Here is a 19483-nt window from a genome sequence, read left to right on the forward strand (position 1 = left end):
GCTGCCGTTCATCCGGAAAGCCCGGCTGTCAGTCGGCAAAGTCAATGCCTTTGGCGCGTGCGCGTTCTCTGGCATTCGGATTGACCGAGGGACGGAAGGGCACGTCCACCACTTCGGCCTCGACGTCTGTCGACCCGTCCATGGCGGCGTACTCCACCGGCAGGTGCACGGTGAGTCGCGTACCGACGGCCTGCAGGGCGAGGGGTACGTAGGCCAGGGCGATGTTGGTTTCCAGCTCCGGCGAGTACCAGGGTGAGGTGACGTACCCCTGGGGTTTGCCTCCGTCAGGCCCGCTGATCAGCCAGAAGTCGTTGGCATAATCGGTGACCGCGCCGCCTCCGAACCGGAGACCCACCAGCGTGTGCGTGAAGGGCGAATGTCCGGCCTCCAGCTGGGCGCGCACTTCCTCCAACCGTTGCTTGCCGATGTAATCCGCGTCTTTATTGCGGGGCACCTGATAGGCCAGATTGCACTGGAAGGGCAAGGTCTCGGCATCGAGATCCTGACCCCAGGAAAGAATGCCGGCGGCAATCCGTCGATGGTGGGCGGGGGCGATTACCCGCAAATTGTGGGCTTCGCCCGCGTCAAGCACGGCGTACCAGATGTCCTCGGCGTAGGTGGTGGACTCCGGGAGATAGATTTCGTAACCCTTCTCGCCGGTGAAACCGGTCTGGGAAACGATCACATCGTGCCCGGCCAGGCGGCCTGCCATCAGGCCATAATAGGGAATGTCGCGGACCGCCTCGCCAAACAGGTCGGCCATCAATGCTTCGGATTTCGGGCCCTGAATCTGCAGCGGGGAGACATCAATCTCGGCAATGCTGACGTTGAAACCCATGCCGACGTTAACGCCGCGCAACCAGAGTTCCAGGTCGCTGTCGGACAGGGAGAACCAGAACTCGTCCTCTGCCACCCGCAACAGGACCGGGTCGTTGAGAATGCCTCCCTCCTCGTTGCAGAGGATGACGTACTTGCCCCGCATTGGTTTGATTTTGGTGGCGTCGCGGGTAATCACATAATTGACAAAGCGTTCGGCGTCCGGACCCTTGACCTGGATCTGGCGTTCGACCGCCACATTCCAGAGGGTGACGTCATTGACCAGGGATTCGTACTCGAGCATGGCGCCGCCCTGCTCGGGCCGAACATAGCCCCGGGGATGGTACATCCGGTTGTAAACGGTGGCGCGCCAGCAGCCCGCCTCATAGGCGAGATGCCAGTACGGGGATTTGCGGACCCGGGTGGAAATCAGCATTTCCACCGGCGTCGGGCCGGACTGGCGCAGATTGATCGGTACCTTGCGGTTGCTCTGGTCGACCGAGTCCGGCTGGCGTGCGGCCCCGGCTCGCAGTTGTGGATTATCCTGGCGTGCGTGTTCGATTTTGACGGCCATGTCTGTGTCCCCCTTTGGCGGGTGTTGCTGATAGCCTCAATGTGACGGGGTTTGGCGTCGGCAGGTGGAACCATTACGACATGGAAGCGACCAAAAGCGTCAACGCCTTATAGCCGGGACGAAGAATCTCATGCGCAATTCATATAACTGTCCCAGTTTCAGATCCTTATACTGGGGCGCCCGGGGCTGGCTCACGGTAACCCCGAACTCAGTCACCCCAAGCATCCGAAATTGAGAGAGCGAATATGAGCGGACCTGACAAGCCCAAAGTGATTGGTGAGGAGTGGAGCGACGAGCGCGTAAAGAGCTTTCTCGCCATTGAACCCTACGATACGGCGAAAAATCCTGACTTCAATGCTCTGCTGAAAGCCTATCAGGCCATGCGTGCCGGGGACTTCGAACGCTTTATCGGCTTCTTTGTGGAAGCCGGACGGGATTTGAACGCAGTGAATGAAAACGGCGAAACCATTCTGGACATCATCTCCGAGCATCGTCGGAGCGTGGATTACGCGCGGGCCCTGGAACAGGCTGGAGCAAAACGAACCGCCGCGGCCGGGAACTGAGTCCCGGCGCGGCTGGTCCGACCGCGTAGCTTACTGCACGTCCACTTCGATGGCTTTGGGTTCCTTCGGTTCGGCCTTCTGCAGGGTCAGGCTCAGTAATCCATCCTTGAAACTGGCTTTGACACTGTTCTCATCGACATTGTCGGGCAAGGTAAACCGGCGCAGGAAGCTACCGTAGAACCGCTCGACACGGTGGTGCTTCTTGTCCCCGGATTCCTCCTCGTGTTTCCGTTCGCCTTCAATGGTCAGCACGCCATCCTGTACCGTCACCTTGACGTCATCCTTGGACATGCCCGGTAACTCGGCGTCAATGGTGAACGCCTCCGGGGTCTCCTTGATGTCGACGGCGGGCGACCAGTCGCTCCGGCTGAACATATCTTTGCTTTCACGCTCGTTGGTGCGGGCCAGGCCGAACATTCGATTGTACCGGTTCATCAGGTCTTCAAATTCACTGACCGGATTCCAGCGAGTTACGTTGCTCATGGGAACACCCTCCTCATTCACGAAAACGAATCTGCAAATTACCTCTCAGCTTCGCTCGCGGAACTGTCTAACACCGGTGGCGTTAGCCAGGTGGTAATCCGTGAACATCTGCTACTACCGAATGTAGGCGCGATCTAAGGGTTTTCAAGGGAGGAGTTGATCGAATTTTGACCGGCATCAAGCCGCCTTCAATGTCTGCCAAAAGACCGGTGCAGGAACGGCCGGAAACGGCTCATGGGCGCGCCCGCCGTTTTCAGGTCCGGCCGGGTCCCGAGCCGGAATCCCGGCAGTTCACCGGATAGAAAGGGCTGCACCAGGGCAGGATCGCCGCTGATGACGTGGACAACCACATCCCGACTGGCGTTATCGCCGGTAATCAATGGCGCTGGCTGGTGATCGCCGAGCAGGATCATCAGCGTTTTCTGCCCCACATTCCTCGCCGCGAAGCCGCTCGCCACGGCGAGCGTGTAGTCAATTGCCCGGGCATACTGGGTGCGCACCCGGTCCGGATCCCGCCACAGCGATACGGGAGGCTCGCCGGCGTCCCGCCAGCGTTCGAACGCCCGCCCGTTGCCGATGGCGTCCCAGTCCTCAAGCACCGGAAGCACCGGGACCCAGGGCGCGTGGCTGCTGATCAGCGCCAGTTCGGCAAACAGCGGCCCGGGGGCCTGCTCGCGCAGCTGCTGGAACCGGTGCCAGGTGTACTGGTCCGGCATGGTTACCCAGTTAAATGGCGGGCCCTGGTAATCCAGATCGTCATGGGCGTAGATTTGACCGTACCGGAGCAGTCGGCCCTCGGGCCAGGCCTGGGTGATTGCGGGCATTACCGCGAGGGTCTGGTGACCGGTGCCGTGGAAGTCGTCGATCAGGGTCGGGAGCCCGCTGCTCAGGAAGGTCTCGTAAGTGAGCTGGTTGTGAATCCAATGGCCACTGAGCACGGAGAGGTGACCAAGCCAGGATTGCCCGCCCTGGATTGGCGACTGCAGCCGGCCTGTGGCAACGGTAAGCCCGGCGGCGGCCAGTTCCCGGGACATGGCTTCCAGCCGTTGTCCGACCACCGACCGGTACCGGCTGTCGGTCAGGGTGCTGACGCCGTAGGATTCCAGAAAGCCGAGAATCACGTCCCGGTTGGCCAGCATGGGCAGTGGCGTCGGGGCTTCTTCGGTGGTGGGCTGGTCGCGAAGCTGTTCCGAGAAAGCTGCGAAGGCCTGATGGGTCTCGGTAACAAGCTCGGCCTGATGGGCGATCAACGCCAGCGTCGGGCTCCCGATCAGGGGCGTGGCGACCCCGGTCAGAGCCAGAGTAGCGGCCAACAGCAGTGGCTTGAGCGGGCTTTCCGGGACCTGTTGACGGAGGCGTTCCAGACTCATAGAGAACAACCGGCCCACGGCAGCAAGCAGCCCTATCAGGAGTGCAAGCGCCAGTCCAGCGGTTACCGGCCCCAGGTTGGTATCCAGCAGGTTCCAGGCGGCGTCCAGCAGGCCAACTTCCAGGTACAGATTCAGTCCCCGACCCAGACTCTGGCGAACCAGGACATCAACCAGAACCAGCAGGGCCAGGAGGCTATAGACGAGCGTCAGGACGTTGCCAAGGCCCGGCCACCGGCGCGGTCCCAGGCACAGCAAGCCCCACAGCGCCAGGGCCTCAACCGACAGCCAGGGCATTGATCCGGGCAGGGCCAATGCCGGAACCAGCAGGAGCGTGTTCAGGATCAGGAACCAGAACAGTGTCCGCAGCCGTGCCCGGGTAACACCGGAGCCAGTGGTCATGGCGTTCTCCAGAGAATCGCGTAGCGTCGATACGTCGCCGGAGGGCCTTCAGACCAATGATTCAGACGTCGTTGAGGTATTCATCCTTGAGCTTCACGTAGTTCGCCGCCGTGTACTTGAAGAACCCCCGTTCCTTTTCGGTCAGCGCCCGCGCTTTCTTGCACGGCGAGCCAACGTACAGGTGGCCGGATTCCAGGGTTTTGCCGGGAGGCACCAGACAACCGGCGGCGACGATGACCTCGTCTTCAACGACGGCGCCGTCCATGATGATGCAGCCCATACCCACGAGCACCCGGCTGCCCACTGTGCAGCCATGCAGCAGCGCCTTGTGGCCAATGGTGACGTCGTCCCCGATGGTGAGCGGGTATCCGCCGGGGTTGTAGTCACTGGCGTGGGTGATGTGCAGCACGGAGCCGTCCTGTATGCTGCAGCGGTCGCCGATGCGAATTCGGTGCATGTCGCCGCGCACCACCGTCATCGGCCAGATCGAACAGTCGTCGCCGGTCTGCACGTCACCGATGACCACGGCACTGGGGTCAACCCAGCTGCGTTCACCAAATTGTGGTGCTTTGCCCTTGTGTGAGCGTACATTCGTCATTACATATACCTTTACGCGAATTACCCGGAGGATCGGAGTGTCTGTGGGAATGGCCCTGCCCCGAACCGGAATATAAAGACGCTACCTGACAAATTAAGAGCTGAGAAGGGGACCTATGAATAACCCGCTACTGACGAACGATCTGCTCCCGAAGTTCGACCATGTCCGCACCGAACACATGGAAACCGCCATTGACCAGATTCTCAGCGAAAATCGCGTGAAGATCGCGACATTGGCGCAGCAGGACGATCCCACCTGGGAGACCCTCGCCCAGCCCATGCAGGCGATGGAAGACTATCTCAGCAATGCCTGGTCGGTGATCTCCCACCTCAACGGGGTGATGAACAACGACGACCTGCGCAAGGTCTACAAGAACTGCCTGGAGAAGCTGACCGAGTACAGCACCGAAGTCAGTCAGAACGCCGCTCTGTGCGAGGCCTACAAGAAACTGGCCGCGCGGGATGATTTCAAGGACTTGAGCGAGGCCCAGCGTAAGTCCGTGGATAACACCCTGCGGGATTTCCACCTTGGTGGTGTGGACCTGCCCGAGGAACAGAAGCAGCGCTACGCCGCCCTGTCCCGGGAGCTGGCGGAAATGTCCAATCGCTTCAGCGATAACGTGCTGGACGCCACCCAGCATTGGTACAAGCACATCACCGACGTCGACGAGCTGGCGGGTGTGCCGGAGACCGCCATCGAGGGTGCCAGGCAGGCGGCCCGACAGAAAGAGCTGGATGGCTATGTGATCACCCTCGATTTCCCGAGCTTCTACCCGGTCATGACCTATTGCGACAACCGCGACCTGCGCCGGGAAGTGTACGAGGCCTTTGTCACCCGAGCCTCCGATCAGGGCCCGGATGCCGGTACCTGGGATAACACGCCGCTGATGGCTGAGATTCTCAAGCGTCGCCATGCCCTCGCCCAGCTGTTGGGCTTCAACAACTACGCCGAGCGTTCCCTGGCCACCAAGATGGCACGCAGCACTGACGAAGTACTCGAGTTCCTGAACCAGCTGGCGGACAAGTCCAAGCCGGTGGCGGAGAAGGAATTTGCCGAACTCAAGGCGTTTGCCAGGGACGAATACGGCATTGAGGATCTGCAGGCCTGGGATGTCGGCTACTACAGCGAAAAGCTCCGTCAGCAGCGTTACGACATCTCGCCCGAGACCCTGCGGCCCTGGTTCCCAGTGGACAAAGTCGTGCCCGGCCTGTTCCGGGTTGCTGAGAAACTGTTCGACGTCCAGATCGAGGCCAAGCCGGAAGTAGAGACCTGGCACGAGGATGCCACCGCCTACTGCATCAGCCGAAACGGCGAGCCCCTGGCCTGGTTCTACCTCGACCTGTTCGCCCGTCAGGGCAAGCGCGGTGGCGCCTGGATGGCCGACTGCCGGGTCCGCTGGCGTAACCTGCGCGGCACGCTCCAGCTGCCGGTGGCTTTCCTGACCTGTAACTTCACGCCCCCGGTGAACGGCAAGCCGTCGCTGCTGACCCACGACGAAGTCACGACCCTGTTCCACGAATTCGGTCACGGCCTGCACCACATGCTGACCCAGGTGGACGTTCTGGACGTGTCCGGCATCAACGGGGTGGCCTGGGACGCGGTCGAGCTGCCCAGTCAGTTCCTTGAGAACTGGTGCTGGAACCCGGAGTCCCTGGCGCTGATTGCCTCTCATCACGAGACCGGCGAGCCGCTGCCCGAGGATCTGCTGCAGAAGTTGCTGGCGGCGAAGAATTTCCAGTCCGGCATGGGTATGGTGCGCCAGCTCGAGTTCTCGCTGTTCGATTTCCGCCTGCACGCGGAATTCAGCGACGAGGCGCCCACCAATCCGCTGGACATGCACCGCAAGGTCCGGGACGAAATCGCTGTGGTGGAGGCGCCGGCGTTCAACCGGTTCCCGAACTCCTTCTCGCACATTTTTTCGGGTGGTTACGCGGCCGGCTATTACAGCTACAAGTGGGCGGAAGTACTGGCCGCCGATGCCTTCTCACTGTTCGAGGAGAAAGGCATCTTTGATCCGGAAACCGGTAAGGCATTCCTGCAGAACATCCTGGAAAAGGGCGGCTCCCAGGAGCCAATGGAGCTGTTCAAGGCCTTCCGTGGCCGCGAGCCGCAAGTGGACGCCCTGTTGAAACAATCCGGCATCACTGACGAAGCCGCCTGAGCCAATGTGTTCCGGCGGTCGTATTGACAGCTGGAGTACCCAATTGCGGAGTTGAGTTATGGCGAGTCCGAAACGCTTTATCGCCGGCGCTGTCTGTCCCCGCTGTGCGGAGATGGACAAGATCATGATGTTTACCACCGATGACGAGGACCAGGTGCGCGAATGCGTGGCCTGCGGGTTTACCGACGCGGTGTCCGACACCGAGCAGTCGGCCAATCCCGAGCTGGAGACGCGGGTGAACAAGCGCAGTAACGAGGACGATCACACCGTTAAGCAGGTGGTGTTCTTCAAGGCTGGTCAGGACGACTGAGTTTTGTTCGCCTGGCCTGATGGTTCTGGGGGCTGCGAGGGAGCAGGGGAATGTTTTCCCTTGGAAATGGAACTCGCTGCGCTCAGACATCCTTTTCTGGCGGTAAAAAATCCCCCTACCCCCTCACGTCAGAACTCTTCAGAGCGTTGCAGCTCTATGGCCTTTTGGATCCTGGCAGAAAAGTACCCCCGCGACCCCGCAGCCCGCCAAATCAGCAGGCTAGGTCCCGAAGGCCAGCTCCGATAGCTAGAGGACCATAGCCGCCAACCACCCAAAGCCAAGCAACGGCAGGTTATAGTGCAGGAAGGTCGGTACCACCGTATCCCAGATGTGGTTGTGCTGGCCGTCGACGTTCAGGCCGGCCGTGGGGCCGAGGGTGGAATCCGAGGCCGGGGAACCGGCATCACCCAGAGCGCCGGCAGTGCCCACCAGGGCTACGATGGCCAGCGGGCTGAAGCCCATCTGCAGGGCCAGCGGCACGTATAGCGCGGCGATGATCGGGATGGTGGAGAAGGACGAACCAATGCCCATGGTGATCAGCAGGCCGACGACCAGCATCAGCAGGGCCGCCAGCGGCTTGTTCTCGCCGATGGTGGCGACCGAACTCTGAACCAGGGTGGCAATCTCGCCGGTTTCCCGCATTACCTCGGCAAAGCCGGAGGCGGCAATCATGATGAAACCGATCATGGCCAGCATTTTCATGCCTTCGGTGAACAGGTCATCCGCTTCTTTCCACTTCACCACGCCGGACAGGTTGAACAGTACGAAGCCGGCCAGGGCGCCGAGGATCATTGACCCCAGCCAGAGCTGCACCACGAATGCGGTAACGATCGCAATCAACGCCATGATCAGGGTCCGGGGGCTGTACTGCACGTCTACCCGCTCGGTGCGGGCGATGGCGTCCATGTTGTAACGGCGTTCGCCACGGTAACTGAAGAACACCGCAACCAGAAGGCCGCAGAGCATGCCCAGGGCAGGCAGGGCCATGGCCGACATGACATTGAGGCCGGCGGCATCGACGCCGTTCTCGGCCACGTTCGCCAGCAGGATTTCGTTCAGGTAGATACCGCCGAAGCCGATTGGCAGGAACATGTATGGCGTGATCAGGCCAAAGGTCAGTACACAGGCCACCAGACGCCGGTCCATATTCAGCTTTGCCATCACGTACAGCAACGGCGGGACGACCAGCGGGATGAACGCGATGTGGATCGGCAGGATGTTCTGGGAGGAGATGGCAATGGCCAGCAGCAGGCCGATGATCAGGAACCGGACGCCGGTAACCGCAGCGCCGTCCTCCTGGCGGCCCACCAATGCCAGCGCCCTGTCCGCCAGGGCATGGGCCAGGCCGGATTTGCCGATGGCGACGGCGAAGGCACCGAGGGTGGCGTACGACAGGGCCACGGTGGCGCCGCCACCCAGACCGTTATTGAAGGCCTCGATGGTGGCTTCCAGAGACAGGCCCGCGATCAGGCCACCGGAAATGGCTCCGATGATCAGGGCGACGACAACGTGAATGCGGCACAAACTCAGGACGAGCATGATGGCAACCGCGGCAACAACGGCATTCATGGCAGACTCCGGGTAGGAATAGCTGGATTATCCGGCCCCTCGTGAGGGCCGGGTTCACGAAAAGCGCGCTAATGTGCAGGAATTGACCGCGACAGTCAAAGCGGGATGGTTGCGCAGGGGCTGGTGATCAGTCGTCGCCGACGCGGGAAAAGCGGGGCACCTGTTCTCCGGCCAGTTCCACGGTTTCCCGAAACATGGACAGAGGCCGGACCCAGAGGCTGTGGTCGCCATACAGGCATCGGTACACCACCATCCACTCCTCAGTCTCACTGTGGCGGGCCAGATCGATGACCTGGTAATCCTTGCCCTTGTAGTGGCGGTAACGGCCCGGTCGAATCGGGTGTTTGTTTTCGGTCATGTACGGTCTCTTTGCGAGCAAGTCAGTGTCTACCCATGTATAGGGGACGTCCCGGCTTGAACAGTTTACACTTGGGCATTGTATTGCCAGGTGCCCGGAATCTCTATTCAGGGACCCCGAAGTGTAGTTCAAGTTGCCTGGCCCGGAAACCGGAACCCGCTATGAGCCACCCTGCGATCAAAGCGGTCTTGTCGTACCTGTTGCTGGTCCTGTTGTCAGGTGCGGGGCAGGTATCCGCTGCCACTTCAGACTATCTCTGGCTGGAGGACCGGGATGACCAGCTGAGCGCCAGGGAGGTCATGGCCCTGGAACCCGATCAGTGGCGGGCTTTCGACCCCAACCAGGTGCTCAATCTCGGCTTCAGCGACGGTGCCTTCTGGCTCAAGGTGACTGTACCGCCCCAACCGAAGAACCGGGTGCTGGAAATCCGCTATCCGTTGCTGGACGTGGTCGACATCTTCTGGGTTCGGGACGGCGACATCATCCGGCGCTATGAGAGCGGGGATTCACGGCCGTTTTCAAGCCGCCCCCTGTACCATCGCAATTTCGTGTTCCTGGTGCCGTCGAATACCGACACGGTCACCGCCTTTGTCCGGGTGAAAACCCAGGGGGCGGTCCAGATCCCGATTGAGGTGGTGCCCTCGGCCGACTTCCTGGCCGGCGAGCAGCTGACCTACGGCTGGCAGGCGATGTTCCTTGGCATCATTGTGGCCCTGGCGCTGTATAACCTCTTTCTGTTCCTCATCGTTCGTCAGACCACCTATCTCTGGTATGTCCTGACCGTGGTGTCGTCCGGGCTGGTCCACCTGAACTTTCACGGTTTGTTGTTCCAGTGGTGGTGGCCGGACCTGCCCATTCTGAACCGGTACTTCACGGTTCCCATCATTGGACTGGCCATGATGGCCGCAATCATGTTCAGCATCCAGTTCCTGGCGGTAGCCCGGTACAGTCGATTTTGCTACCACTTCCTGATGGCGCTGATGATCGGATCGGGGCTCAGCGTGGTCTATGGCTTGTTCGGCCCCTACCAGTCCGGCATTGCCCTGGTGGCCGTGCTGGCGGCGATCGCCACGCCGGCGGCCTGGGTGATTGGTATCTACATCTGGTGTCGGGGTCAGAAACTGGCGGGCTTCTACGTGCTGGCCTGGACGCCCTTGCTGCTGGGGCACCTGATTCTCGCGGTCAGCAAACTTGGCTATCTGCCGCGGACCTTCCTGACCGAGTTCGGGCCCCAGATCGGTGTCGCCCTGGAGGTGATTCTGCTGTCGTTTGCCCTCGCCCATCGCATCAACCTGGAACGCCGGCGCCGGCTGAAAGCCCAGGAGCAGGCCCTGGCGATTCAGCGCCAGGCCAACCAGACGCTGGAAGAGCGGGTTTGCGAACGTACGGAGGAACTGGAGCGGGCCAACCAAAGGCTCAGGCCATCAGTTTCACTGATGGCCTGACCCAGATCCCGAACCGGAGACAGTTCGATGAACGGATTCGCGACGAATGGTCCCGGGCGGGCCGCCACGGGCAGCCCCTCAGCCTGCTGTTGCTGGACATCGACTATTTCAAGTCGGTCAATGATCGTTATGGCCACCTGGTGGGTGACGACTGTCTGATCACAGTGGCCGCTATCTGCGCCCATGAGATCCAGCGTTCCGGGGACTTGTTGGCCCGTTTCGGTGGCGAGGAATTCGCGGTGTTGCTGCCGACTACTCCGGAAGACGGGGCGCTGCAGGTGGCCGAGCGGCTGAGGCAGGCCATTGAGAATGCGACGGTGTATCCGGGCGCCCAGGAAGCTGCGGTGAACCTCAGCGTCAGCGTGGGGGTGGCCACCGTGATTCCCCCGCCGGAGGAAACATACGACGAACTGATCCGGCGAGCGGACGAAGCCCTGTACGAGGCCAAGGGGGCTGGCCGCAACCGGGTGATGGCCTTCCGCGGAGCGCACACGGCGTCCGCGGATGAGCCCTAGTTTGCGTCAGTTCTTCAGTTTGTAGCGGCCCGGCCCGAGGAATATCAGGCCCACGGCGGTAAACAGGAAGAAACCCTGGAGCTCAAGCGCCCAGCCACCGTTTCCACCCAGTGACAGCAGTTGGTGGCTGTGTACCAGGGCAATGGCGACCAGCATGTTGAAGACGATCAACAGGGCCCCGATTCGGGTGTGGTAGCCCAACAGCACCATCAGCGGGGCGATCAGTTCACCAATGAAAACGCCGTAGGCGAAGAAGGCGGGCAGGCCATGGCTGGCCAGTTCACTCTCGATGAAACCGACGCCGTTGAGCAGTTTGGCAATGCCGTGAAACAGCATCAGGCCGCCCAGCGTCAGGCGAATAATCAGTTTCCCCAGATCGGCATTTTCTAGCAAGGCAGGGTTCTCCCAATATCAGTGAATGATCAGCTGGCAAGCATACCCGGTTGGGGCCGACCCTCAAAGGTTGCGGACATCCGGGTACAGGGGAATGAGCCGTTTCAGCAGCCGGTTCTGGGCGCCGGTGCCGACGCCATTTTCCTCCATGGCCAGGATCAGGTTTTCCGTCAGGGCGTTAAACTGGGTATCGGTAATCGCCATGTCGGCGTGCACCTCGCGCATCCCGCGACCGCTGTAGGTGCAGGGACCTCCACTGAGCTGGCACAGCTGGTCCGTCAGGTTTCGATGGAAGCTGGCCACGTCCACCCCCTTGAACTGCTGATTGATGCGCTCGTCGTCGACGATCAGAAACAGCAGATCCTCGACAATCTGAGCGATCCCGGCGCGTTTACCCAACTGCTGGTACAGCGATGCCTCGGGCGTTTCTGGAGCCGACTGGCAGCCCGCCAGGGTCAGGCCGGCGGTAACGACGAGACCAAGGATGGCCGCTTTGGAAATCAGGCGGGTCATGTCAGAAACTCCCCTGCAGTGACAGGTACAGGCCCTGTTGATCTTCCAGTGTTGCCACGTCGCCGAGGCTGACCACGGCTGCGGTCACCGCCAGGCGACGGTCCGGAACCCAGGCGACAAACAGGTCCCACCAGTCATCTTCCCCGGCAAACCCAAGGTTGTCCGGCTTCTGCCGGTATTCGGCCCCAACCAGCCAGCGCCGGTTGAGGAACAGGCCAGCGCTGGCTTCCGCCATCACTTCGTAGCTGTTGTTGCGGTCGCCACCAAAGCCCAGCAGTCCGCCCTGATTGGCCCGGGTCGCCCGCGCGGTGGCATTCACCAGGAGGTTGCGGTCAAACAGCGCGGCAAAGAACACCTTGCTGCCACTGAAATAGACATCGGTGCCGCTGTCATCCCTGGCACCGATGGCTGCGGGCACCGTGAAGTCCCGTTGCCGCTTGTACTGGATTCCGGCTGACCACTGTCCCCAGGGACTGTAGAGAACATCCCCGGCAAGCCGGATCTTGGCGCCGAAAATGTCCTGGTTCAGTTCGTCCTGTTCCAGGCCAAAACCGTTGCTGAGGGTGAACACCAGCGCGTCCAGATCCAGACTTTGCCGGGCCACGGTCAGTTCCACCCGATTATTCCAGTTAATGCCGGCGGCGGTGACGGCAAGCGTATAGTCGTCCGTTTCCGCGCGGCTCAGGGCCAGTGTTCCGCCCCACTCTTCGTCGCTGGCGTAGCTGCCGAGCAGAGCCCAAGGCACAAGCCCGCCGCCGGCGCTGCCTTCAATGGTGGTTACGCCACCCGTTGCCCAGATCCGGCTGCCGATGTCAGCGAACGCACTCTGGGCGGTCAGCAACAGCAGTGCCGCCAGCAGCACCGGGACGTCTTTCATTGAGAATACTCCGTGGTGCGTTGGGTCAGTTCCTGATGCCGCGCAGCCAGAGCCTTCGCGGTTTCTGCCAGGTCGGCGCCGGCCACGGGACGGCTCAGGTAGAACCCCTGGGCCAGGTCGCAGCCCCATTGCTGCAGTAACTGCCAGGCTTGCAGGGATTCGATGCCTTCCGCCACCACTTTCAGGCCCAGACCGTGGGCCATGTCGATCGTGGACTTCACGATCAGTTGGTCCTGGGGCTCGGTGTCCAGTTTCAGGACGAACGACTTGTCGATCTTCAATTCCTGAACCGGTAGCTTGCGGAGCTGGGACAGGGAGGAATACCCGGTTCCAAAATCATCCACCGACAGCGTCACTCCCAGCGCCTTGAGCCGGTCCAGAGTCGCCAGTGCTTCGGCGGGATCCTCCATCAGGGCACTTTCGGTGACTTCCAGGGTGATGCGTTTGAGGTCGGGGTGCCAGTCGGCGAAATTTTCGGCCACGTGGTCGGTCAGGGCGGGCCAGGTCAGGTCCTTCGCTGAAAGGTTGATGGCGACACCGGCTTCGATGCCCTGCTCCATCCAGGCCCTGGTATCGGCGGCAACGCGTTCCAGGATATGGGCTGTGAGATCATGGATCTGTCCCGACTGCTCGGCCAGGAAAATGAACTCCTCGGGGGAAACGAAGCCGAGTTCCGGGTGAATCCAGCGAACGAGGGCCTCCACCTGCACCAACCGCCCGGATCGGGTATCCAGCTTCGGTTGATAGTTCATGTGCAGGCCGTTGGTCGTGATTGCCGTATGCAGATCTGAAATGATCTGAAGTTCGCGCAGGTGACTTTCATCCTGGCCTGGCTGGTAGCGGGTGACCGGTTCCGGGTGTTCCTGGGCCTGCTCGAAGATCAGGTTCAGCCGGCGGCGCAGTTCGTTGGTGTTGCCCGCGTCCGCAGGCAGCTCCATGGTGACCATGACGGCGTGGATGGAGAATGGCGTAGTGTTGATCTGGAGCGGCGACTCGATAACGCCATGGAGTCGGCGGGTCAGCGAGTCAACGTGCTCGGGGCTCCGGGGTGGCACCAGGGCAAGGAACTCGCCGCCGCCGGTTCGGGCAATAATGCGTGCATCGGGCAGTTCCGTCTGCAAGCGCTCGGCAATGCCGGTCAGTACCTTGTCTCCGAACTCCAGGCCCAGGGTGTCATTGACGTCGGACAGGTCATCCAGCCGAACCCCGATCAGGGTACAGGCGCCCTGCTCGTCGAACAGTTCCCGGACCGACTGCATCAGCGCGTTCCGGTTCCCCAGGCCGGTGACATCATCATGGGTTGCCGCGTAGCGGATCTGGGCTTCTCGCTCGCGCAGACCCACGAGCATATCGCCAAGGGCGTTCCTGAGCCGTTTCAGCTCGCCCCCGGTCCGGAATTCGGGAGGAGTCGGGTTCTCGCCATCACCCACGGCCCGGGCGTAGTCGGCAAGCTGCAGCAAGGGTTTGCCCAGGTAGCGGGCAATGATCAGGGCCAGCAGGATGGCGAAGACAAGGATAGCGCTGACCAGCAGGGCGATTTCCTTCGCCCGGGCGTAGTAGTTTTGCAGGCTGGCTTCGCGACTGATCATCAGGACGATCTCGATCTCCGACGCGGAAGTGCCACCGAGGTTGATCGTACGACTGAAATATCGGGCGGGATCCAGAAGGCTTCTGGCCTGGGGTGCCGGGGTCAGTTCCTGTTCCATGGGCATCTCGCGGCTACCCGTCGCCGCCAGCACCTGGAAAGCCTCGTCGGCATTTGTCCGAGCCCTGAAAATGACCTCGGTTCCGCTCAGACGGGCAATCAGGTCAGCCAGCGGCTGGTCAAGAGCAAAACCGGCAACGAGCGTGGCCCGGAGTCCCGGGCCTTCGACCGGAACGTTGAGAACTTCATAGCCCTCGCCGCCGATGTGAATGAAGGTTCGGGCACTGCCGGGGGGCGACCCCGGCTGGTTCAGAGGGCTCCAGACGTCCGGAATCTGGTGGTTCAGGGTGGAGGCCAGAAGGTCGCCTGCGCTGCTGACCAGCAGTGCGAAATCCGCCCGGGCCCGCCGGCTGTGGTTCTCCAGAGCGCTGTCGATGGTCGCCGGATCGCCGCTGGCCACTGCCGAGCGGAAGCCAAAATCCTGCACGACCACCGACAGCCGGGACAGGTTCAGATCTGTTCGCCGTTTCAGAATCTCCCGGGCCATCCGTTCACCGATCGTGAGCTGTTCCCCGGCGCGACTTTTTTCGTCCTCAAACAGATACACCATCAACAGTGCACCAATCACGAGACTGACGAGCACTACCAGGGCAATCATCGCGGCAATCAGCCGACCCCGGAACCCCATGCGCTCAGCAAGTCTCATCAGAGTTCCCGAAACCGTTGCTGCAGGAGGTTAATGGCGTCATCCGTTTCTGGCTTCGGAGCCAGATCAATGGTCAGGGTTTGTGCGACAAGGTTGTCCAGTTTCCGCTCCACCGGCCGGGTATTGTCGGGCAGGCGCTGATGCCAGATATTCACCGTGAGCGGGCCGGTTTCGGCACTCGTTGCCAGTGTGATCCTGCCCTCGGCGTCGGTTCTCCCGATGGCGTTGGTGTCGGTGACGATGATGAACGCCCGCATCCGATCATGGATGTTGCAGCCCAGCTCCACAACGCCCGGCTTGTCGAACAGGATCGGCGCTTCCGGCTTGCCGGCGTAGAGCTCAATGTTGAAGGTCTTCGCGGGTGAAAATGAATAGACGTGATGCTGGGTGTTGTCGCGGTTTGGAAACTCGACCAGGGATCCGACCGGGACGATCAACACGGTCGGGTGGAATGCGCGGTCCTTCTGGTAAATCTCTGCTGTCACCGGCGTGAGCGTATCAATGCGGTCCAGATAGACGACAGCATCGGGAACAGGCTCGTTACTGCCACTGTCTGTCACTGTGACAGTGAGCTCTGATGCCAGAACTGGTGTGGACCAAGTCAGGAGTACCAGCACAACGACAAGCAGTTTCTTTATCAAACTTCTGAACCTTTCAGGCCAAACCGGACCCCAGAGAAAATCGAATGTGGTTCCTTACCAGCAGGTTTTCCCAGTAGTGCCGCATCCAGTCCCAGGCGGCATTGTTGACCTGATCAACAAACGGATCCAGGTTCAGTTCATAGTAGTCAGGCGTACCCGCAATCTGCAGCACGGTCACGGTAATGGAATCGTCCAGCTCATTGGCAAACGGCTCGCCAATAAGCTGGTGAGCCAACAGGTTAGCACGGGTAGCTTCCAGATCCACCAATTCACTGGCCCGGATTGAACGGTTGTTCTCATACATTTCTTCCATCAGGCGATGGCAGAGGTAGGCGCGGATCAGCAAGCCGTCGAGGCCATCGTATTTCACGAGCAGTGCTGAGGGCTGGGTGAAGTATCGGGTGGCAGACTCTACGAAGGGTTCGAACAGCTCGGCTTTACCCGCTTCCCGGGCGCAGGCTTCCACGCATTCGATCAGGCGTGGCGCCATTTCAATGTACTCAACGGCGAACTGGAACAGGCAGGTCGCAGGCTGGTAGCCTTCAATCATTACAGACGCGGGCAGACCGGCGGCTTTCTCACGGAGCTGCTGGAGAAAGGTACCTGAACGGGCTTCCTTGCGCCGTGCCTGATCGATGATTTCGAGAACTACCTGTGGTGTCATTTCAGGAGAAGCCGATGTCTGAACGAATTGAGGTCGCAAGGCGCCTCCCGTTGTCCGAAACGAGTAACAGGGCAGGAAAGCAGGGGTTGAAGGACCGCAACAGGCCTGCCATTTCTGACAAGTGTAGTCGACATTTTGCGCCTTGCCGGTTCCCCGACCCGAAATTCAGAAGGCGAAATGTTACAGCTTGAACAGGGTCTCAATGTCCGTTGAACCAGCGCCCATTTCGGGTGTGTGACCAGCACAGCCAGCCCATGCTGAGAGCCCGTGCCAGCATCAGGCAGATCAGGGAGAACCAGAGGCCGTGATTGCCCCAGTCAGTCGTCAGCCACCACACCGGAAGAAAGACTCCCAGTGCCGAAAACAGCATGGTGTTCTGCATGTCTCGGGTGCGGGTGGCTCCGATAAAGATACCGTCCAGCAGGAACCCCCAGACCGCGGCAAATGGCAGTAACCACAGCCAGGGCAGGTATTGCCATGCGGTAGTGCGTACCGCTTCGATGCCGGTCAGCAGTGCAATCAGGCCACGCCCCCCGACGACGAAGATGATGGTCAGCAAAAGGGCTCCCCAGAGCGACCAGCGCAGCGCACTTTGGAAAACCACCCGGAACCGTCGCCGGCTGCCCTTGCCGATCGCTTCGCCGACCAGGGCTTCGGCGGCGTTGGCAAATCCGTCGAGCGCATTGGAGATGATCAGCAGAAAGGTAATCAGCACCGCGTTGGCGGCGAGAATGGTATCGCCCTGTCGGGCGCCCTGAGCGGTGAAAAAGGCGAGCACTAATAGCAGCGCCACCGTGCGGACCATGATGTAGCGGTTAACCCGCAGGATTCTCAGGTAGTCCGCCAGCTCCCCGAACAGGGCGCGGGTGAGTGTCTGACCCTCGGGCATCCGGGACAGCACGATCGCAAAACCGATTGCGGCGGCACCGTACTCGGCAATGACCGTGGCGATGGCTACGCCCCGGCTGTTCCAGCCCAGTCCGGTGACAAACAGAACGTCGAGGGCGATGTTCACGCCGTTGGCCACGATCAGCATGATCATCGGGCCGCGCGGAAACTGGGTGCCGATCAGCCAGCCCACCAGCGTGTACTGGCAGAGAACGGCGGGGGCGCTCCAGATCCGGATGGCGGCGTATTCCGCGGCCAGGCCGGTCACGTCCGGGCTGGGGTTCATGAGGGTCAGCCCCAGCGAGATCAGAGGCTGGTGCAGCAGGATCAGCAGCAGGCCAATACCGACGGCCAGCAGGACGGAGCGCAGCAGCAGGGCAATCTGGCCAAAGCTGTCGCGTTTGCCCCAGGCCTGGGCGGCGAGGCCGGTGGTGCCCATGCGCATGAACCCGAACGTCCAGTAGAGGATGCTGAACAGATTGGCGCCGACGGCCACCGCACCCAGGTATTCCGGGCTCTCCAGATGGCCAAGGACTGCGGTGTCCACCAGACCAAGCAACGGCACCGTCAGGTTGGTCAGCATCAATGGCCACGCCAGCGCCCAGAGTCGCCGGTCTGTGGCCGGCAGGGAAGGTTTCATATTCGCTTTGATTCTTAAGATCCTGTGGTTAGCAGTTTTGGATTTAACCGATTTTTTAGCCTTTTCCCGATCTGTGTCTATACTCGACTGTGAGGTATCCATAAGCAGGCTTCCACTCTGATTTTTCAGGTGTATGCGAGCGCCGGAAAGGTCAGTGGGATAACGCAAATCCGACAAGAATAACACTCTGTGGAGACACAGTATGCGCGTGCACGCTCAGCGGGCAGGTGCCCTTTTAGGCGGTCTGATGTTCCCCGCCTGGTCCATGGCGGACTGGACTCTGAACATGACCCCGGGGGTTACCGGCACCAGTAACGAGATATTCAGCCTTCATATGATCATTCTCTGGATCTGCGTCGCCATTGGCGTCGTGGTTTTTGGAGTTATGTTCTGGTCCATCTTTGCCCATCGAAAATCCCAGGGTCACAAGCCTGCGAATTTTCATGAGAACACCCTGGTAGAGATTCTCTGGACCATCATTCCGTTTGTCATCCTTGTGGTAATGGCCATTCCGGCCACCGCGACCCTGGTCGACATGTACGACACCACCGAGTCTGACGTGGACATCAAGGTGACGGGCTACCAGTGGAAATGGCAGTACGAGTACATCAACGAGGATTTCGGCTACTTCTCCAACCTGTCGACGCCCCGGGAACAGATCAACAACCGCCAGACCAAGGGTGAGAACTACCTGCTGGAGGTGGATAACCCGCTGATCATTCCCGTGGGTAAAAAGGTGCGGTTTCTGCTGACCGCCAACGACGTGATCCATTCCTGGTGGGTCCCGGACTTCGGCGTGAAAAAGGATGCCATTCCCGGCTTTATCAACGAGACCTGGACCCGGGTCGACAAACCCGGCACCTACCGCGGCCAGTGTACTGAACTGTGCGGCAAGGACCACGGCTTCATGCCGGTGGTGGTGAAGGCGGTGCCGGAAGAGGAATACAACACCTGGGTGGCCGAGCAGAAAGTTGCGGCCCAGAAAGAGCGCGAGCTGACCCAGAAAGACTGGACCATGGCCGAACTCATGGAGCGCGGCGAGAAGGCCTATCAAACGGCCTGTGCGGCATGTCACCAGGCCGACGGAAGCGGCGCGCCCCCGGCGTTCCCGGCGCTCAAGGGGAGTCCGATTGCCACCGAGGACATGGCTGCCCACATCGATATTGTGGTGAACGGCAAGTCCGGGACGGCCATGCAGGCCTTCGGTGGCCAGCTCAGTGAAGTGGACCTGGCCGCGGTGATTACCTACGAGCGTAATGCCTGGGGTAACAACACCGGCGAAATGGTCACTCCGAAAGAAATTTTTGATTACAAGAACCAGCAGTAATCAACGCCAGATAACAGATATCACCAGC

The 19483-nt window shown here is 60.8% G+C and carries 19 protein-coding genes; 6 read left to right on the top strand and 13 right to left on the bottom strand.

Features of this window, described 5'->3' with window-relative positions; all coding sequences use genetic code 11:
• Nucleotides 1-28: 28 nt before the first annotated feature.
• Nucleotides 29-1390 (bottom strand): glycine cleavage T C-terminal barrel domain-containing protein, encoded by a 1362-nt coding sequence (locus QQF73_RS12090; RefSeq protein WP_285368360.1) that lies wholly within the window; start codon nt 1388-1390, stop codon nt 29-31.
• Nucleotides 1391-1635: 245 nt separating this feature from the next.
• Between QQF73_RS12090 and QQF73_RS12095 the strand changes: the two genes are divergently transcribed.
• Nucleotides 1636-1953 carry a PA4642 family protein gene (locus tag QQF73_RS12095; protein ID WP_219867508.1) on the top strand — a complete coding sequence of 106 codons (318 nt, stop codon included), beginning with the start codon at nt 1636-1638 and terminating at the stop codon, nt 1951-1953.
• A gap of 30 nt (nt 1954-1983) precedes the next feature.
• Here the strand turns inward: QQF73_RS12095 and QQF73_RS12100 are convergent, their stop codons facing one another.
• From QQF73_RS12100 to QQF73_RS12110, 3 genes are all read right to left on the bottom strand, one after another.
• On the bottom strand, nt 1984-2436 hold the full coding sequence (locus tag QQF73_RS12100; protein WP_219867509.1) for an Hsp20/alpha crystallin family protein: 453 nt from the start codon (nt 2434-2436) through the stop codon (nt 1984-1986).
• A gap of 188 nt (nt 2437-2624) precedes the next feature.
• Complete coding sequence (locus tag QQF73_RS12105) at nt 2625-4205, bottom strand: alkaline phosphatase family protein (RefSeq protein ID WP_285368362.1); 1581 nt, start codon at nt 4203-4205, stop codon at nt 2625-2627.
• Nucleotides 4206-4266: 61 nt separating this feature from the next.
• Complete coding sequence (locus tag QQF73_RS12110; protein WP_285368363.1) at nt 4267-4803, bottom strand: gamma carbonic anhydrase family protein; 537 nt, start codon at nt 4801-4803, stop codon at nt 4267-4269.
• A 115-nt stretch (nt 4804-4918) separates the two neighbouring features.
• Between QQF73_RS12110 and prlC the strand changes: the two genes are divergently transcribed.
• Both prlC and QQF73_RS12120 read left to right on the top strand, forming a co-directional pair.
• A complete protein-coding gene (prlC, locus tag QQF73_RS12115) occupies nt 4919-6964 on the top strand; it encodes an oligopeptidase A (protein WP_219867512.1) in 2046 nt (681 codons plus the stop codon).
• Nucleotides 6965-7022: 58 nt separating this feature from the next.
• The gene (locus tag QQF73_RS12120; protein ID WP_219867513.1) at nt 7023-7274 is read left to right on the top strand and encodes a YheV family putative zinc ribbon protein; all 252 of its coding nucleotides are present in this window, start codon (nt 7023-7025) and stop codon (nt 7272-7274) included.
• Nucleotides 7275-7520: 246 nt separating this feature from the next.
• Here the strand turns inward: QQF73_RS12120 and QQF73_RS12125 are convergent, their stop codons facing one another.
• Both QQF73_RS12125 and QQF73_RS12130 read right to left on the bottom strand, forming a co-directional pair.
• Complete coding sequence (locus tag QQF73_RS12125; RefSeq protein WP_219867514.1) at nt 7521-8843, bottom strand: Na+/H+ antiporter family protein; 1323 nt, start codon at nt 8841-8843, stop codon at nt 7521-7523.
• A gap of 127 nt (nt 8844-8970) precedes the next feature.
• Nucleotides 8971-9201 carry a DUF1653 domain-containing protein gene (locus QQF73_RS12130; protein ID WP_219867515.1) on the bottom strand — a complete coding sequence of 77 codons (231 nt, stop codon included), beginning with the start codon at nt 9199-9201 and terminating at the stop codon, nt 8971-8973.
• 161 nt (nt 9202-9362) lie between these two features.
• On the opposite strand from QQF73_RS12130, the gene QQF73_RS12135 reads away from it, so the two are divergent.
• Nucleotides 9363-10646, top strand: a complete 1284-nt coding sequence (locus tag QQF73_RS12135; protein WP_285368365.1) for a 7TM diverse intracellular signaling domain-containing protein — start codon at nt 9363-9365, stop codon at nt 10644-10646.
• Complete coding sequence (locus QQF73_RS12140) at nt 10577-11161, top strand: GGDEF domain-containing protein (protein WP_285368367.1); 585 nt, start codon at nt 10577-10579, stop codon at nt 11159-11161. The genes QQF73_RS12135 and QQF73_RS12140 overlap by 70 nt, the downstream gene beginning before the upstream one ends.
• Nucleotides 11162-11167: 6 nt before the next feature.
• On the opposite strand, the gene QQF73_RS12145 is transcribed toward QQF73_RS12140, so the two are convergent.
• From QQF73_RS12145 to QQF73_RS12175, 7 genes are all read right to left on the bottom strand, one after another.
• Entirely contained in the window at nt 11168-11554 is a 387-nt protein-coding gene (locus QQF73_RS12145; protein ID WP_219867517.1) for a DoxX family protein, read from the bottom strand.
• 63 nt (nt 11555-11617) lie between these two features.
• Nucleotides 11618-12067 (bottom strand): group I truncated hemoglobin, encoded by a 450-nt coding sequence (locus QQF73_RS12150; RefSeq protein WP_285368368.1) that lies wholly within the window; start codon nt 12065-12067, stop codon nt 11618-11620.
• A 1-nt stretch (nt 12068) separates the two neighbouring features.
• Complete coding sequence (locus tag QQF73_RS12155; RefSeq protein WP_285368369.1) at nt 12069-12944, bottom strand: DUF3034 family protein; 876 nt, start codon at nt 12942-12944, stop codon at nt 12069-12071.
• Nucleotides 12941-15295, bottom strand: a complete 2355-nt coding sequence (locus tag QQF73_RS12160) for a putative bifunctional diguanylate cyclase/phosphodiesterase (RefSeq protein ID WP_285368370.1) — start codon at nt 15293-15295, stop codon at nt 12941-12943. Before QQF73_RS12160 ends, QQF73_RS12155 begins: the two co-directional genes overlap by 4 nt.
• Nucleotides 15295-15936 carry a methylamine utilization protein gene (locus QQF73_RS12165; RefSeq protein ID WP_285368371.1) on the bottom strand — a complete coding sequence of 214 codons (642 nt, stop codon included), beginning with the start codon at nt 15934-15936 and terminating at the stop codon, nt 15295-15297. Before QQF73_RS12165 ends, QQF73_RS12160 begins: the two co-directional genes overlap by 1 nt.
• A gap of 13 nt (nt 15937-15949) precedes the next feature.
• Nucleotides 15950-16600, bottom strand: coding sequence for a hypothetical protein (locus QQF73_RS12170; RefSeq protein ID WP_219867521.1), 651 nt, complete (start codon nt 16598-16600; stop codon nt 15950-15952).
• A gap of 199 nt (nt 16601-16799) precedes the next feature.
• On the bottom strand, nt 16800-18128 hold the full coding sequence (locus QQF73_RS12175) for an MATE family efflux transporter (RefSeq protein WP_285368372.1): 1329 nt from the start codon (nt 18126-18128) through the stop codon (nt 16800-16802).
• Between the two features lie 202 nt (nt 18129-18330).
• Between QQF73_RS12175 and coxB the strand changes: the two genes are divergently transcribed.
• On the top strand, nt 18331-19455 hold the full coding sequence (coxB, locus tag QQF73_RS12180) for a cytochrome c oxidase subunit II (protein ID WP_285368374.1): 1125 nt from the start codon (nt 18331-18333) through the stop codon (nt 19453-19455).
• The last annotated feature ends 28 nt before the right edge of the window (nt 19456-19483 follow it).

This window comes from Marinobacter albus, assembly GCF_030238305.1.
GTDB classification, from domain to species: Bacteria; Pseudomonadota; Gammaproteobacteria; order Pseudomonadales; family Oleiphilaceae; genus Marinobacter; species Marinobacter albus.